This is a genomic window from Mesorhizobium sp. M1A.F.Ca.IN.020.06.1.1 (assembly GCF_004023265.1).
Lineage (GTDB): Bacteria > Pseudomonadota > Alphaproteobacteria > Rhizobiales > Rhizobiaceae > Mesorhizobium.
The window spans coordinates 1-13,004 of record NZ_RZSR01000043.1 but is presented as its reverse complement, the minus strand read 5'-3'; the positions used below and the strand labels follow the sequence as shown (position 1 = coordinate 13,004).

At 63.3% G+C, this 13,004-nt stretch carries 20 protein-coding genes, 2 tRNA genes and 2 pseudogenes; 3 read left to right on the top strand and 21 right to left on the bottom strand.

Annotated features, from left to right (window positions below; translation table 11 throughout):
* The 15 genes and pseudogenes from EOA60_RS03810 to tuf all read right to left on the bottom strand — a co-directional run.
* Window positions 1-155, bottom strand: a pseudogene (locus EOA60_RS03810) (50S ribosomal protein L5); the annotation flags it as partial.
* Complete coding sequence (gene rplX, locus EOA60_RS03805; RefSeq protein ID WP_059188493.1) at window positions 148-462, bottom strand: 50S ribosomal protein L24; 315 nt, start codon at window positions 460-462, stop codon at window positions 148-150. The gene rplX and the pseudogene EOA60_RS03810, both read right to left, overlap by 8 nt.
* A gap of 12 nt (window positions 463-474) precedes the next feature.
* A complete protein-coding gene (rplN, locus tag EOA60_RS03800) occupies window positions 475-843 on the bottom strand; it encodes a 50S ribosomal protein L14 (protein ID WP_006205457.1) in 369 nt (122 codons plus the stop codon).
* Window positions 844-924: 81 nt separating this feature from the next.
* Entirely contained in the window at window positions 925-1,164 is a 240-nt protein-coding gene (rpsQ, locus tag EOA60_RS03795) for a 30S ribosomal protein S17 (protein ID WP_040970380.1), read from the bottom strand.
* 11 nt (window positions 1,165-1,175) lie between these two features.
* Window positions 1,176-1,376, bottom strand: coding sequence for a 50S ribosomal protein L29 (rpmC, locus tag EOA60_RS03790; protein WP_040970379.1), 201 nt, complete (start codon window positions 1,374-1,376; stop codon window positions 1,176-1,178).
* A 12-nt stretch (window positions 1,377-1,388) separates the two neighbouring features.
* Window positions 1,389-1,802: a 50S ribosomal protein L16 gene (gene rplP / locus EOA60_RS03785; protein WP_027170364.1), complete on the bottom strand. Its 414-nt coding sequence runs from the start codon at window positions 1,800-1,802 to the stop codon at window positions 1,389-1,391.
* A 27-nt stretch (window positions 1,803-1,829) separates the two neighbouring features.
* Window positions 1,830-2,552 carry a 30S ribosomal protein S3 gene (rpsC, locus tag EOA60_RS03780; protein ID WP_127334820.1) on the bottom strand — a complete coding sequence of 241 codons (723 nt, stop codon included), beginning with the start codon at window positions 2,550-2,552 and terminating at the stop codon, window positions 1,830-1,832.
* A complete protein-coding gene (gene rplV, locus EOA60_RS03775) occupies window positions 2,552-2,941 on the bottom strand; it encodes a 50S ribosomal protein L22 (protein ID WP_066989594.1) in 390 nt (129 codons plus the stop codon). Before rplV ends, rpsC begins: the two co-directional genes overlap by 1 nt.
* A 2-nt stretch (window positions 2,942-2,943) precedes the next feature.
* On the bottom strand, window positions 2,944-3,222 hold the full coding sequence (gene rpsS / locus EOA60_RS03770; RefSeq protein WP_006205463.1) for a 30S ribosomal protein S19: 279 nt from the start codon (window positions 3,220-3,222) through the stop codon (window positions 2,944-2,946).
* Between the two features lie 16 nt (window positions 3,223-3,238).
* Complete coding sequence (gene rplB, locus EOA60_RS03765; RefSeq protein WP_040970375.1) at window positions 3,239-4,072, bottom strand: 50S ribosomal protein L2; 834 nt, start codon at window positions 4,070-4,072, stop codon at window positions 3,239-3,241.
* Window positions 4,073-4,094: 22 nt separating this feature from the next.
* Window positions 4,095-4,388, bottom strand: coding sequence for a 50S ribosomal protein L23 (locus tag EOA60_RS03760; protein ID WP_040983033.1), 294 nt, complete (start codon window positions 4,386-4,388; stop codon window positions 4,095-4,097).
* Window positions 4,385-5,005 (bottom strand): 50S ribosomal protein L4, encoded by a 621-nt coding sequence (gene rplD, locus EOA60_RS03755; protein ID WP_095825453.1) that lies wholly within the window; start codon window positions 5,003-5,005, stop codon window positions 4,385-4,387. The genes EOA60_RS03760 and rplD overlap by 4 nt, the downstream gene beginning before the upstream one ends.
* Window positions 5,005-5,721 carry a 50S ribosomal protein L3 gene (gene rplC / locus EOA60_RS03750; protein ID WP_095825454.1) on the bottom strand — a complete coding sequence of 239 codons (717 nt, stop codon included), beginning with the start codon at window positions 5,719-5,721 and terminating at the stop codon, window positions 5,005-5,007. The genes rplD and rplC overlap by 1 nt, the downstream gene beginning before the upstream one ends.
* A 94-nt stretch (window positions 5,722-5,815) precedes the next feature.
* Window positions 5,816-6,124, bottom strand: coding sequence for a 30S ribosomal protein S10 (gene rpsJ / locus EOA60_RS03745; RefSeq protein ID WP_006205468.1), 309 nt, complete (start codon window positions 6,122-6,124; stop codon window positions 5,816-5,818).
* A gap of 66 nt (window positions 6,125-6,190) precedes the next feature.
* On the bottom strand, window positions 6,191-7,366 hold the full coding sequence (gene tuf, locus EOA60_RS03740) for an elongation factor Tu (RefSeq protein ID WP_066989565.1): 1,176 nt from the start codon (window positions 7,364-7,366) through the stop codon (window positions 6,191-6,193).
* A 283-nt stretch (window positions 7,367-7,649) separates the two neighbouring features.
* On the opposite strand from tuf, the gene EOA60_RS03735 reads away from it, so the two are divergent.
* The gene (locus EOA60_RS03735; RefSeq protein WP_095824693.1) at window positions 7,650-8,537 is read left to right on the top strand and encodes a DMT family transporter; all 888 of its coding nucleotides are present in this window, start codon (window positions 7,650-7,652) and stop codon (window positions 8,535-8,537) included.
* 26 nt (window positions 8,538-8,563) lie between these two features.
* Here EOA60_RS03735 and EOA60_RS03730 read toward each other — a convergent pair whose 3' ends face one another.
* Both EOA60_RS03730 and EOA60_RS03725 read right to left on the bottom strand, forming a co-directional pair.
* Window positions 8,564-9,370 (bottom strand): sulfotransferase family 2 domain-containing protein, encoded by an 807-nt coding sequence (locus EOA60_RS03730; RefSeq protein WP_164748157.1) that lies wholly within the window; start codon window positions 9,368-9,370, stop codon window positions 8,564-8,566.
* A 121-nt stretch (window positions 9,371-9,491) separates the two neighbouring features.
* A complete protein-coding gene (locus tag EOA60_RS03725; protein ID WP_066989559.1) occupies window positions 9,492-9,749 on the bottom strand; it encodes a GlsB/YeaQ/YmgE family stress response membrane protein in 258 nt (85 codons plus the stop codon).
* A gap of 126 nt (window positions 9,750-9,875) precedes the next feature.
* Here EOA60_RS03725 and EOA60_RS03720 point away from each other — a divergent pair, with 126 nt between their 5' ends.
* The gene (locus tag EOA60_RS03720) at window positions 9,876-10,328 is read left to right on the top strand and encodes a YidB family protein (RefSeq protein WP_128311074.1); all 453 of its coding nucleotides are present in this window, start codon (window positions 9,876-9,878) and stop codon (window positions 10,326-10,328) included.
* A 73-nt stretch (window positions 10,329-10,401) separates the two neighbouring features.
* Here EOA60_RS03720 and EOA60_RS03715 read toward each other — a convergent pair.
* Window positions 10,402-10,475: transfer RNA gene (locus EOA60_RS03715), tRNA-Gly, on the bottom strand.
* A 68-nt stretch (window positions 10,476-10,543) separates the two neighbouring features.
* Window positions 10,544-10,628, bottom strand: a tRNA-Tyr gene (locus EOA60_RS03710).
* 200 nt (window positions 10,629-10,828) lie between these two features.
* Here EOA60_RS03710 and EOA60_RS03705 point away from each other — a divergent pair.
* Window positions 10,829-11,692 (top strand): RNA methyltransferase, encoded by an 864-nt coding sequence (locus EOA60_RS03705; protein ID WP_095824695.1) that lies wholly within the window; start codon window positions 10,829-10,831, stop codon window positions 11,690-11,692.
* Between the two features lie 105 nt (window positions 11,693-11,797).
* On the opposite strand, the gene EOA60_RS03700 is transcribed toward EOA60_RS03705, so the two are convergent.
* Both EOA60_RS03700 and EOA60_RS38725 read right to left on the bottom strand, forming a co-directional pair.
* Window positions 11,798-12,682 carry a 2-hydroxy-3-oxopropionate reductase gene (locus EOA60_RS03700; protein ID WP_066989555.1) on the bottom strand — a complete coding sequence of 295 codons (885 nt, stop codon included), beginning with the start codon at window positions 12,680-12,682 and terminating at the stop codon, window positions 11,798-11,800.
* 193 nt (window positions 12,683-12,875) lie between these two features.
* Window positions 12,876-13,004: pseudogene (locus tag EOA60_RS38725) on the bottom strand (hydroxypyruvate isomerase); the annotation flags it as partial.

Here is a 13,004-nt window from a genome sequence, read left to right as displayed (position 1 = left end):
CCCATGTTCAGCACGATCTTGTCGATGCGCGGAACCTGCATCTCGTTGTCGTAGCCGAACTGCTCCTGCAGCGCCTTGCGGATGGTCTCCTGATAGACCTTCTTGAGGCGCGGCTCGTTCTTGGCAGCTGCCTGCTTGGTTTCAGCCTTAGCCATTGATGACTTCTCCCGAACGCTTGGCGACGCGCACCTTCTTGCCGTCCTTCTGGATGGCGAAGCCGACGCGGGTCGGCTTGCCGTCCTTAGGGTCGGCTAGCGCGATGTTCGACAGGTGGATCGGCGCTTCCTTGGTGATGATCCCGCCCTCTTGGGACTGGGTCTGCTTCTGGTGACGGCGAATGAGGTTCACGCCGCGGACCAGCGCGGTGTCTTCCTTCGGCTGCACCGACAGGACTTCGCCCGAACGGCCCTTGTCCTTGCCGGCAAGCACGACGACCTTGTCGCCTTTTCTGATCTTTTGCATGGGTCCGGCTCCTTACAGCACTTCAGGCGCGAGCGAGATGATCTTCATGTGGTTCTTGGCGCGAAGCTCGCGCGGAACCGGCCCGAAGATACGTGTGCCGATCGGCTCTTTCTTGTTGTCGACGAGAACGGCCGCGTTCTTGTCGAAACGGATCACGCTGCCGTCCGGACGGCGGATGTCCTTGGCCGTGCGAACCACGACCGCCTTCATCACATCGCCCTTCTTAACGCGGCCGCGCGGGATGGCTTCCTTGATCGACACCACGATGATGTCGCCGACGGAGGCATACTTCCGCTTCGAACCGCCCAGCACCTTGATGCACATGACACGACGGGCGCCGGAATTGTCCGCGACGTCGAGGTTTGTTTGCATCTGAATCATGACTGGCCGCCTTCTTCTTTTCTAACGGGACGGGCTTTCACCCCTCCCCGGTCTGTCCAAAATTCGTTTCGTTCGCCCGGATCAAGCCTGATCCGCGGTGATGACGACCCAGCGCTTGTCCTTGGAGATCGGCTTCGATTCCTGGATGAACACCTGGTCGCCGACCTTGTGGGCGTTGTTCTCGTCATGCGCCTTGTACTTCTTGGTCAGGCGCACGGTCTTCTTCATCACGGGATGCGTGAAGCGCCGCTCGACCTTGACGACGACCGTCTTCTCGTTCTTGTCGCTGACCACGGTGCCCTGCAGGATGCGCTTTGGCATGGTTCTCGTCCTTAAGCCTTCTTGGCCGCGGCTTTTTCCGCGGCGATGGTCTTGATGCGCGCGATGTCCCTGCGGACCTGCTTCACGCGTGCGGTCTTCTCGAGCTGGCCGGTGGCCTTCTGGAAGCGCAGATTGAACTGCTCCTTCTTGAGGGCGGCCAGGTCGTCGGCCAGCTGATCCTGGGTCTTGGTCCGGATATCTTCGGCTTTCATGATCGCCTGTCCTTATTCTGCGATGCGCTGCACGAAGCGCGTCTTGACCGAGAGCTTGGCGGCGCCGAGACGCAGCGCCTCACGCGCGGTTTCTTCGCTGACGCCGTCGATCTCGAACATGATGCGGCCAGGCTTGACGCGCGCCGCCCAGTAGTCGACGGCGCCCTTGCCCTTACCCATGCGCACTTCGGTCGGCTTCGAGGTGACCGGCAGATCCGGGAACACCCGGATCCAGACGCGGCCGGCGCGCTTCATCTCGCGGGTGATCGCGCGGCGGGCCGCCTCGATCTCGCGCGCGGTGACGCGGTTCGGCTCAAGCGCCTTCAGCCCGAAACCGCCGAAATCCAGATTGGTGCCGCCCTTGGCGGTACCGTGGATACGGCCCTTGAACTGCTTGCGGAACTTTGTGCGCTTTGGCTGCAGCATCGTTCTAACTCCAAATTCTCAAATTTCTCAGGCGTTCTCGCGACGGCGACCGCGCTCACGCTCGCCGGTCTGACCGCCGTGATCGCCTTCCGTGGCGCGACGCTCCGACGCCATCGGGTCGTGCTCGAGGATCTCGCCCTTGAACACCCACACCTTGACGCCGCAGATGCCATACGCCGTGTTCGCCTCGGCCGTGCCGTAGTCGACATCGGCGCGCAGCGTATGCAGCGGCACGCGGCCTTCGCGGTACCACTCCATGCGCGCGATTTCGGCGCCGCCGAGACGGCCGGAGCAGTTGATGCGGATGCCTTCGGCACCAAGACGCATGGCCGACTGAACGGCGCGCTTCATGGCGCGACGGAACGCGATGCGGCGCTCGAGCTGCTGGGCGATCGACTGGGCGATCAGCGTGGCGTCGATTTCCGGCTTGCGCACTTCAACGATGTTGAGGTGCGTCTCGGACTTCGTCATCTCCATCAGCTTCCTGCGGAGCTTCTCGATGTCGGCGCCCTTCTTGCCGATGATCAGGCCCGGACGCGCGGCATGGATGGTGACGCGGCACTTCTTGTGCGGACGCTCGATCACGACCTTGGAGATCGCGGCCTGCTTGAGTTCCTTCTCAAGATACTTACGGATCTTGATGTCTTCATGCAGCAGCTCACCGTATTCGCCGGTGTTCGCGAACCAGCGCGAATCCCAGGTGCGGTTGATGCCGAGACGCAGCCCGATCGGATTGACTTTCTGGCCCATTATGCGGCCTCCCCTTTTTCCTCGACTTCACGAACGACGATCGTGAGGTGCGAGAACGGCTTTTCGATACGGCTGGCGCGACCACGGCCACGCGCGTGGAAACGCTTCATGACGATCGACTTGCCGACATAGGCTTCCGATACGATCAGTGCGTCGACATCGAGGTCGTGGTTGTTTTCCGCGTTGGCGATCGCCGACTCCAGCGTCTTCTTGACCGTGCCGGAAATCCGCTTGGCCGAGAATTCGAGGTCGGAAAGCGCTGTCGCGACCTTCTTGCCGCGGATCAGCGCGGCAACCAGGTTCAGCTTCTGCGGGCTGATACGGATGGTGCGCAGAACGGCGCGCGCCTCGTTGTCAGCAAGCCTGCGCGGAGCTTTGGCCTTGCCCATGATTATTTCCTCTTCGCCTTCTTATCCGCGCCATGACCGTAGTAGGTCCGGGTCGGAGCGAATTCACCGAACTTGTGGCCGACCATGTCCTCGTTCACCGAGACGGGAACGTGCTTCTGGCCGTTGTAGACACCGAAGGTGAAGCCGACGAACTGCGGCAGGATGGTGGAGCGACGGCTCCACATCTTGATCACCTCATTGCGACCGCCTTCACGAACCTTGTCCACCTTCTTGAGAAGGTAGCCGTCGATGAAGGGGCCTTTCCAAATCGAACGAGTCACTTGGCGTTACCTCTTCTTAGCTCTTGCGCTGATGGCGCGAGCGCACGATGAACTTGTCGGTCGCCTTGTTGGACCGCGTCTTCTTGCCCTTGGTCGGCTTGCCCCAGGGCGAAACCGGGTGACGGCCACCCGAGGTGCGGCCTTCGCCACCACCGTGCGGATGATCGACCGGGTTCATGGCCACGCCGCGATTGTGCGGGCGCTTGCCACGCCACACCGTGCGGCCGGCCTTGCCGTCGTTGATGTTGCCGTGATCGGGGTTCGACACGGCGCCGACGGTGGCCATGCAGGAGCCGTGCACGACGCGCTGCTCGCCCGAGTTGAGGCGCAGGATCGCCATGCCCTGGTCGCGGCCGACGAGCTGGGCGTAGCCGCCGGCCGAACGGGCGACCTGGCCGCCCTTGCCCGGCTTCAGCTCGATGTTGTGGACGATCGTGCCGACCGGCATCGAGGCCAGCGGCATCGCGTTGCCCGGCTTCACGTCGACCGCTTCGCCGGCCACGATCTTGTCGCCGGCGGCCAGACGCTGCGGCGCCAGGATGTAGGACAGCTCGCCGTCGTCATACTTGATCAGCGCGATGAAGGCGGTGCGGTTCGGATCGTATTCGATGCGCTCGACCGTGCCGACGACGTCGTACTTCTTACGCTTGAAGTCGATGATGCGGTACGAACGCTTGTGACCGCCGCCGATGAAGCGGGCCGTGATGCGGCCGTAGTTGTTGCGGCCGCCCGACTTGGTCAGGCCTTCGGTCAGGCCCTTGACGGGCTTGCCCTTGTAGAGGCCCGAGCGGTCGACGATGACCAGCTGACGGGTGCTCGGCGTTACCGGGTTGAATTTCTTGAGTGCCATTGTCCTGTCCTCGCGGCCTTGCTCAGAGACCCGTCGCGACGTCGATCGACTGGCCGTCGGCCAGCGTCACAACCGCCTTCTTGACGTCGCCCTGGCGGCCAACCGTGCCGCGGAAGCGCTTGATCTTGCCCTTGCGGACGAGCGTGTTCACGGCCGTAACCTTGACGCCGAAGAGAGCTTCCACGGCGGCCTTGATTTCCGGCTTCGACGCCTTCTTGGCGACATTGAAGACGACCTGGTTCTGCTCGGAAGCCATGGTCGACTTTTCGGTGATCGCCGGCGAGACGATCACGTCGTAGTGACGGAGGTCGGTCATTTGAAGCGCTCCTCGAGAGCCTCGACGGCGGCCTTCGAAAGGACCAGCGTGCCGCGGCGCAGAATGTCGTAGACGTTGATGCCCTGGATCGGCAGCACGTCGATGTTGGGAATGTTGGTCGCCGCCAGCTTGAAGTTCTGGTCAAGCTCGGCGCCGCCGATCACCAGGGCGTTGGTGAGCCCGAGCGTCTCGAGGCTCACAACCAGCGCCTTGGTCTTGGCTTCGGCGAGCTTCAGCTCGTCGACGATGATCAGCGAAGCGCTCTTGGCCTTGGCCGAGAGAGCGTGCTTCAAGCCCAGAGCTCGCACCTTCTTCGGCAGCTCGTGCTCGTGGCTGCGCACGACCGGGCCGTGCGCCTTGCCACCGCCGCGGAACTGCGGAGCGCGAGCCGAATGGTGACGGGCGCGGCCCGTACCCTTCTGCTTGTACATCTTGGCGCCGGTGCGCGCGATCTCGGCGCGGCCCTTGGCCTTGTGCGTGCCCTGCTGCTTCTTGGCCAGCTGCCAGCGCACGACGCGCTGCAGGATGTCCTCACGCGGGTCAAGGCCGAAGATCTCCTCGGAGAGCTTTACCTTGCCGGCGTCCTTGCCGCCGAGGGTTGTGATCTTGAGGTCCATTATTCCGCTCCCTCATTGGCCGGGGCATCGTTCTTGGCGGCAGCGGCACGGATCGCGGCTGGCTTCGGCGCGTTGGCCGGCAGCGCAACCTTGGCCGCGTCACGGACCAGGATCCAGGCGCCCTTCACCCCCGGGACGGCGCCGCGGATCAGGATCAGGCCGCGGTCGGCATCGGTCGAGACGACCTCGACATTCTGGGTGGTGACGCGAACGTCGCCCATGTGGCCGGCCATCTTCTTGCCCCTGAACACCTTGCCGGGGTCCTGGCGCTGTCCGGTCGAGCCGTGCGTGCGGTGCGAGACCGAGTTACCGTGCGTGGCACGGCCGCCACCCATGTTGTGCCGCTTGATCACGCCCTGAAAACCCTTGCCGGTCGAGGTGCCCGTCACGTCGACCTTCTGGCCGGCGACGAAGTGCTCGACGGTGAGCTCGGCGCCGACGTCGATCATGTTGTCGGCGGAGACGCGGAACTCGGCGAGCTTCGCCTTTGGCTCGACGGAGGCGGCAGCGAAATGGCCGCGCATCGCCTTCGACGTGTTCTTCACCTTGGCAAGGCCAACGCCGAGCTGGACGGCGGTGTAGCCGTTCTTCTCCTGCGTGCGCTGCGCCACGACCTGGCAGTTCTCCATCTGGAGAACGGTGACGGGAACGTGTTCCCCGGCATCGTTATAGATGCGGGTCATTCCCACCTTCTTTGCAATCACACCTGAACGCATCGGTTCAATTCCTTTAGAGTTCCCTGTCGGGGCTGACGCCCCTCCACGCCTCTTGCTTCCTTCAGAGTTCCGGGTCGCCCCGCCCTCTTGTTCCTTAGAGCTTGATCTCGACGTCGACACCGGCGGCCAGATCGAGCTTCATCAGAGCATCGACCGTCTGCGGGGTCGGATCGACGATGTCGAGCAGCCGCTTGTGGGTGCGCATCTCGAACTGCTCGCGGCTCTTCTTGTCGACGTGAGGCGACCGGTTGACCGTGAACTTTTCGATCCGCGTCGGCAGCGGAATGGGGCCGCGGACGTTGGCGCCGGTGCGCTTGGCGGTCGACACAATTTCGCGCGTCGAGGCGTCGAGCACCCGGTGGTCAAACGCCTTAAGGCGGATGCGGATATTCTGTCCGTTCATGCGTCAATTCCTTGTTCTGGCGCGGCGCGGGCAGCCCTGCGCCCGCGACAGATCCGTTTCGTCCAATTATTCTTTGATGGTGACGACGATGCCGGCACCGACGGTGCGGCCGCCTTCACGGATGGCGAAGCGCAGCTTCTCTTCCATCGCGATCGGCACGATCAGCTCGACGTCGACGGTGATGTTGTCGCCGGGCATCACCATCTCGGTGCCGGCCGGCAGCGTCACGATGCCCGTCACGTCGGTGGTGCGGAAGTAGAACTGCGGACGGTAGTTGGTGAAGAACGGCGTGTGACGGCCGCCCTCGTCCTTGGTCAGGATGTAGGCTTCGGCCACGAACTTCTTGTGCGGCTTCACCGAACCCGGCTTGGCCAGAACCTGGCCGCGCTCGACACCCTCGCGGTCGATGCCGCGCAACAGCGCGCCGATGTTGTCGCCGGCCTGGCCCTGGTCGAGCAGCTTGCGGAACATCTCGACGCCCGTGCAGGTGGTCTTGGCCGTCGGACGGATGCCGACGATCTCCAATTCCTCGCCGACCTTGACCACGCCGCGCTCGACGCGGCCGGTCACGACCGTGCCGCGGCCCGAGATCGAGAACACGTCCTCGATCGGCATCAGGAACGGCTTGTCCAGCGGACGGACCGGCGTCGGGATGTAGGCGTCGACCTGCGCCATCAGCTCGCGGATGGCGTCCTCGCCGATGGTCTTGTTCGAATCTTCCAGAGCGGCCAGCGCCGAACCCTTGACGATCGGAATGTCGTCGCCGGGGAACTCGTTCTTGGTCAACAGCTCGCGAACCTCGAGCTCGACCAGCTCGAGCAGCTCGGCGTCGTCGACCTGGTCGACCTTGTTCAGGAACACCACGATTGAGGGCACGCCGACCTGGCGGGCCAAAAGGATGTGCTCGCGGGTCTGCGGCATCGGGCCGTCGGCGGCCGAAACCACCAGGATCGCGCCGTCCATCTGCGCGGCGCCGGTGATCATGTTCTTCACATAGTCGGCATGGCCGGGGCAGTCGACATGGGCGTAGTGACGGTTGGCCGTCTCGTACTCGACATGCGCCGTCGAGATGGTGATGCCGCGCGCCTTCTCTTCCGGCGCCGCGTCGATCTGGTCATAGCGCTTGTATTCGCCAAAATACTTCGTGATCGCCGCCGTCAGCGACGTCTTGCCATGATCGACGTGGCCGATCGTGCCAATGTTCACATGCGGCTTGGTGCGCTCGAATTTACCTTTTGCCATAGTCTCTTTCCTTGGGCGGCCTTGACCTTCAGTTCAGTCGAATGCGGGGCGATTAGCGACAACGGCCGCAAAACACAAGTGCCTTGTGGTTGAGCGTTGTCTCGCTCGAGCCGAACCAATGATCTGATTTCAGGGGTATGGTGCGGATATAGGATCGCGACAGGCGAATTCAATTCCGCGCGTCTTGCCTCGGCTAGCCCATCGACAGTTTCGCGCGGGTAGACGCCAGATCGGCCGGAACTGGCCCATTGCCGCCCCGATCCGCCTCTGATTTCTTCAGCCAATGCAATTCCTTCCGGCAAATATCCGCGGCCCGCTGTTCATGATCGTCTCGACGGGATCCTACCTCGTCAATGACACGATGATGAAGCTCGCGACCGCAGGGCTGCCGCCTTATGAGGTGCTGCTGCTGCGTGGCGCGGCCGCCACACTGTGGGGCATGCCGCTGCTTTTCATGCTGGGCTATGGCAGGCAGATCCCGCTGCTGTTCGAACGCAAGGTGCTGCGCCGGAACCTTTGCGAGCTGGCGGCGATCCTTTGCTACGTCGTGGCGTTGGCCAACATGCCGATCGCCGATTCGACGGCGCTCGGGCAGATCACGCCGCTCATCGTGCTGGTCGGGTCCTCGCTCCTTTTCGGCGAGAAGATCGGCGCCGTGCGAATGGCGCTGATTAGCCTAGGCTTTGTCGGCGCCGTCATGGTGGCGCAACCGACGATGCAGGGCATTTCCATCTATGCCTTGCTGGCGCTGGGCAACGCGGCCCTGGCCGCGGCGCGCGACCTCGCCGGACGTAAGGTGGGCGCCGAGGTGCCCGGCATGATCGTCGCCATCTCCGCCGTGGTTGTCGTGCTGCTCGGCTCAGGTGTCGCACACCTTGTCTCGGAACAGTGGGTGATGCCGGAGGGCCGTCATCTCCTTTTGCTTGCCGGCGCCGGCCTGTTCCTGATCTTCGGTCACTTCTTCATCTTCATGGCCTATCGCGTCGGACCGACAAGCGCGGTGGCGCCCTTCTACTATTGCTTCACCGTCTGGGCGGTGATTTCCGGCCTTTTGGTGTTCGGGCAGCTCCCCAACACGCTCGCCGTCTGCGGCATTCTCCTGGTGATCGGCAGCGGCCTCGCCATCGTCTCGCTCGACGAGCGAAGGAGGCGCTTGAGCGTTGTGGCCTGAGGTCGTCCGGACTGAAAAGCTGAACGCTACAGCCCCACCCTTTTCTTCAACGGACGTTTGGCAAGGAATCCGACGAGGTTGCGCAGCGTCCGCGGGTAGACCAGACGGCCGTTGCGAAAAGCGGTCAGATCGCCGGCGACATGCAGCGAGGACGTCTCATCGGGATCGCCTTGGGGGATGCCTCCCCATCGTGCCGGATCGTAATAGTCGACAAGGAAACCGTAGTCGTAGCGGCAGAAGCGCATCGCCTTTCTGAACGCCGCGGGGGACAGATCCGATGGACTGACCTTGCCCCGGGCTGCCTGCAGCCGCGGCATAGAGACTGCCCTGCCGCTGACCGTGGACAGGAAGGCGCCGACCTTGTCCATGTCCTCGAATTTGAAGACGTGCTCGAACAGGAACAGGCTGGAACCGATGAACCGGCGTGGCGAGGCGACGTGAAAGTGGATGTCCCCTGAGCATGCGCAGTATTTTTCGATGTTGAGGATGAAGGTATCGGGATCCGGGTTGGTCGGCAGCCCAAAGCTCTCGAGCAACTCGAGGTTGGGCGAGCGTGACCATAGGACATCGGTGTCCAATATCCTGCTGGAATAAGCCGAGAGCAGCCGCTCCAGCGGATCACGAACGATCGTGAATTTGCCGCTGAGGCCGTCATAGACCGGCTCGAACGGATCGGCCCAATTGGTTGCAATTTGACTGTGGACGTCGTTGTCCGGGTCAAGCAGAGTGGCTTCCTTGCCGCCGAGCGCCATCAGCGCGTATTTGACGCTGCTGGTGCCGCTTTTCGGGATTGGATAATAGGTGACCGGAAGGCCTTGAATCTGGACCGCCATCGCCGTTCCGCCCCACGCCATCCAATGCCAATACGCAGCGCGGTCGCGTTCGACGACCAGCGCTCGGCTGACGATCCCACCACGGCGATCGAGCCGTGGTTTCGCCGATCGTTCGACCGTTCTACAGCGTGCGCCTGCCGGAGAACTGGTGATAAGCCCAGAGCACGACGACCGAGCCGATGACGGCGACAATCAGGCTCCAGATGTTGAGGCCGGTGACGCCCGATGCGCCGAAGGCGCTGAAGATCACGCCACCGACGATAGCGCCGACGATGCCGAGCACGATGTCCATGATCAAGCCCTGACCGGTCTTGTTGACGATCTTGCTGCCGATGAAGCCGGCGATCGCGCCGAGAATGATCCAGCTGATGATGCCCATTTCTTCCCTCCAATCCCCTCGCTGCCAATCATTTTCATATGATTGTCAAAAGCTCAAGACAGCTTGAAAATCCCCCCGGTTGAGCCATTCTGGCGCCGGGTGGACTTGGTTGATAGGAGATCCATGATGGGCCTTTTTGACAACGCCGTTCCCGGCGGCAACATCACCAAACCCCTGATGATCGCGCTCGGCGCGCTGCTGGTCGGCAAGATGCTGAGCGGCAGAAGCGAGGAACAGCCAGCCGAAGCTCAGGCCCCCGCCCCAACTCCCGCCGGAACCTCCGCCGATGGCGGCCTGCTCGGCGGACTGGGCGGGCTGCTCGACAGACTGCGAGACGCCGGCCACGGCGGCGTAGCCGATTCCTGGGTCGGCACCGGCCAGAACCGGCCGATCAACGCCAACGATCTCGGCTCGGCGCTGGGGCCGGCGGTGATCCGCGAGATCGCGCAACGTCCCGGTATGAACGAGCAGGAGCTGCTGCAGCAATTGCCCACGGCGCTGCCCGGCGTTGTCGACAAGCTGACGCCGAACGGCCAAGTCCCGCCGCAACATCAGGTGACATCGGCTTTCAACAGCTAAGCATAAGGCAGATCGAACACGCCGCACGCCACGGGTGCTCGGCGTTCATTTGAGGCCTACGACGAAGAAAATCTGGAGCGGGTAGCGGGAATCGAACCCGCATATTCAGCTTGGAAGGCTGCTGCTCTACCACTGAGCTATACCCGCCTGCGCTAGCATCGGAAAACAGTGGCACACTTCCGGTGCTTTTCGTTTCAGGGCTTCCGGGCCGGCAGTGGTGGAGAGGGTTGGATTCGAACCAACGTAGGCTAAGCCAACGGATTTACAGTCCGTCCCCTTTAACCACTCGGGCACCTCTCCAGTCTGCCGCCGGAGCCATGCAACGAGGCATTTCAGCCGACCCGGAGCCCGAGTAAGGATCTTCTCCGAAATCAGCGATGCGCCTTATGGCGGCAAGGCCGGTGGGTGTCAACCGGCGCGGCCAGGGTTTTTCGAGGATGTTCGGCATTCGTCGCCGCAGCCCGTATCCTTAGCCGGCCGGGACGGTTATAGAGGCCGGCATGAGCGACAACAAAAGCAGCAAACCGGGCACCCCGAAGGACACCCACTACGCCAAGCTGAGGCGCGCGCATCGCGACCAGAAGGCGGGCGGCGCGCCGGCATTCCGGCCGCGCCAACCGGTGCTGCCGGGCGAAGGCCCCGCCGACGGACTGGTGCGGCTTTACGGCCTGCACACGGTGCGGGCCGCGCTCGACAATCCGCGACGCAAGATCAAAAGAATGCTGGTGACCCGCAATGCCGCCGAGAGGCTGGCGATCGGCGATCTTTCCGCCCTGTCCTTCATGACCGAGTTGGTCGAGCCCAAAGATATCGACAAAATCACCGGCTCGGACGCCGTGCATCAGGGCGTGCTGATCGAGGCGGAACCGCTTAAACCCAAGCGCCTTGACACGCTCGGCGACACAAAGCTGGTGCTGGTGCTCGACCAGGTCACCGACCCGCACAATGTCGGCGCTATCCTGCGCTCCGCGGTTGCTTTCGGCGCCGGCGCGCTGATCACGACGGCCCGCCACAGCCCGCAGGAATCGGGCGTGCTGGCGAAATCGGCCTCGGGCGCGCTGGAGCACATCGACCAGATCGAGGTGAAGAACCTGGCCGACGCACTGGGTCAACTGCACGATGCCGGCTTCCAGACGATCGGGCTCGATTCTGAGGGATCGGCGGAGCTGGAAAAGAGCTTCGCCGGAGGAAAAATTGCGCTGGTTCTGGGCGCCGAGGGCAAGGGCTTGCGCCAGAAGACGCGCGAGACGGTGACCGCGCTTGCCCGCCTGGACATGCCCGGCGCCATCCGCTCGCTCAACGTGTCGAACGCCGCGGCGGTGAGCCTTTATGCGGCGCGAAAATTCATAGCGAATAGCGAATAGCGAATAGCGAATAGCGAATAGCGAATAGCGAATAGCGAATAGCCGAAACACGGCGGCCCGTCGGCCTGCAATCCCTATTCGCTACTCCCTATTCGCTATTCGCTTCTAGGCCACTTCGTGGCCCGCCATCCGCTCCAGCGCCCTGACCAGCGCCGAGTGATCCTCCTTCGCCCCACCATTGGCGGCGCAGGAATTGAACAGTTGCTGCGTCGTCGAGGTGTTGGGGAGCGCAACGCCGAGCGCCTTGGCGCCTTCCAGCGCGAGGTTGAGGTCCTTCTGGTGCAGTTCGATGCGGAAACCGGGCGCGAAGGTGCGCTTGATCATGCGCTCGCCATGCACTTCGAGGATGCGCGAGGCGGCGAGACCGCCCATCAGGGCTTGGCGAACCTTTGCAGGATCGGCGCCGGCCTTCGAGGCGAAGACCAGGGCTTCGCCGATCGCCTCGATGGTGAGCGCCACGACGATCTGGTTGGCGACCTTGGTGGTCTGGCCGACGCCGTTCGGCCCGACCAGCGTGATGTTCTTGCCCATCTTCTCGAACACCGGCCTGGCGCGCTCGAACGCCTCTTCCTCGCCGCCAACCATGATGGTAAGCGAGGCTGCCTTGGCGCCGACCTCGCCGCCGGATACCGGCGCGTCGAGATAGTCGCAGCCGAGATCGTTGATCTTCTTGGCGAAGTCCTTGGTGGCGATCGGCGAGATCGAGCTCATGTCGATGACGAGCTTGCCTTTCGACAGAGCTGAAGCGACGCCGTTTTCGCCGAACAGCACATCCGCCACCTGCGGCGTGTCGGGCACCATGGTGATGATGATGCCGGCGGCGCTGGCCACCGCATCATGGCCGGTGACGGTCTTCAGCCCCTTGGCCGCGAGAGCGGCCGGCGGCTTCGAGCGATGGTCGCTGGCGATGACCGGGTAGCCGGCGTCGAGCAGATGCCCCGCCATCGGCGCGCCCATGATGCCGAGGCCAATGAAGCCGATGGTTTCCATTTTGCGGTCTCCTGAAGATCTTTGTCCGAATGGATCGAAGGCTGGCGCCGCCCCTCATCCGCCTGCCGGCACCTCTCCCCGTGAAGGATGGGGAGACGGGGAACAAGCTCCAGCGCTGGCGACCCCCCTCTCCCCGTTTTTCACGGGGAGAGGGTAAGGGTGAGGGGCAGCGCCGAGGCTGGTTGAGAAGCGCCTAAGCCGCCGCACTCCCCTGCCCGGCGAACTGCCGGAACCAGCCGAGTCCCACCTGCGTGCCGGCCTTCGGTTTGTATTCGGCGCCGATCCAGCCGGAATAGCCGAGCCGGTCGATATGGTCGTAGAG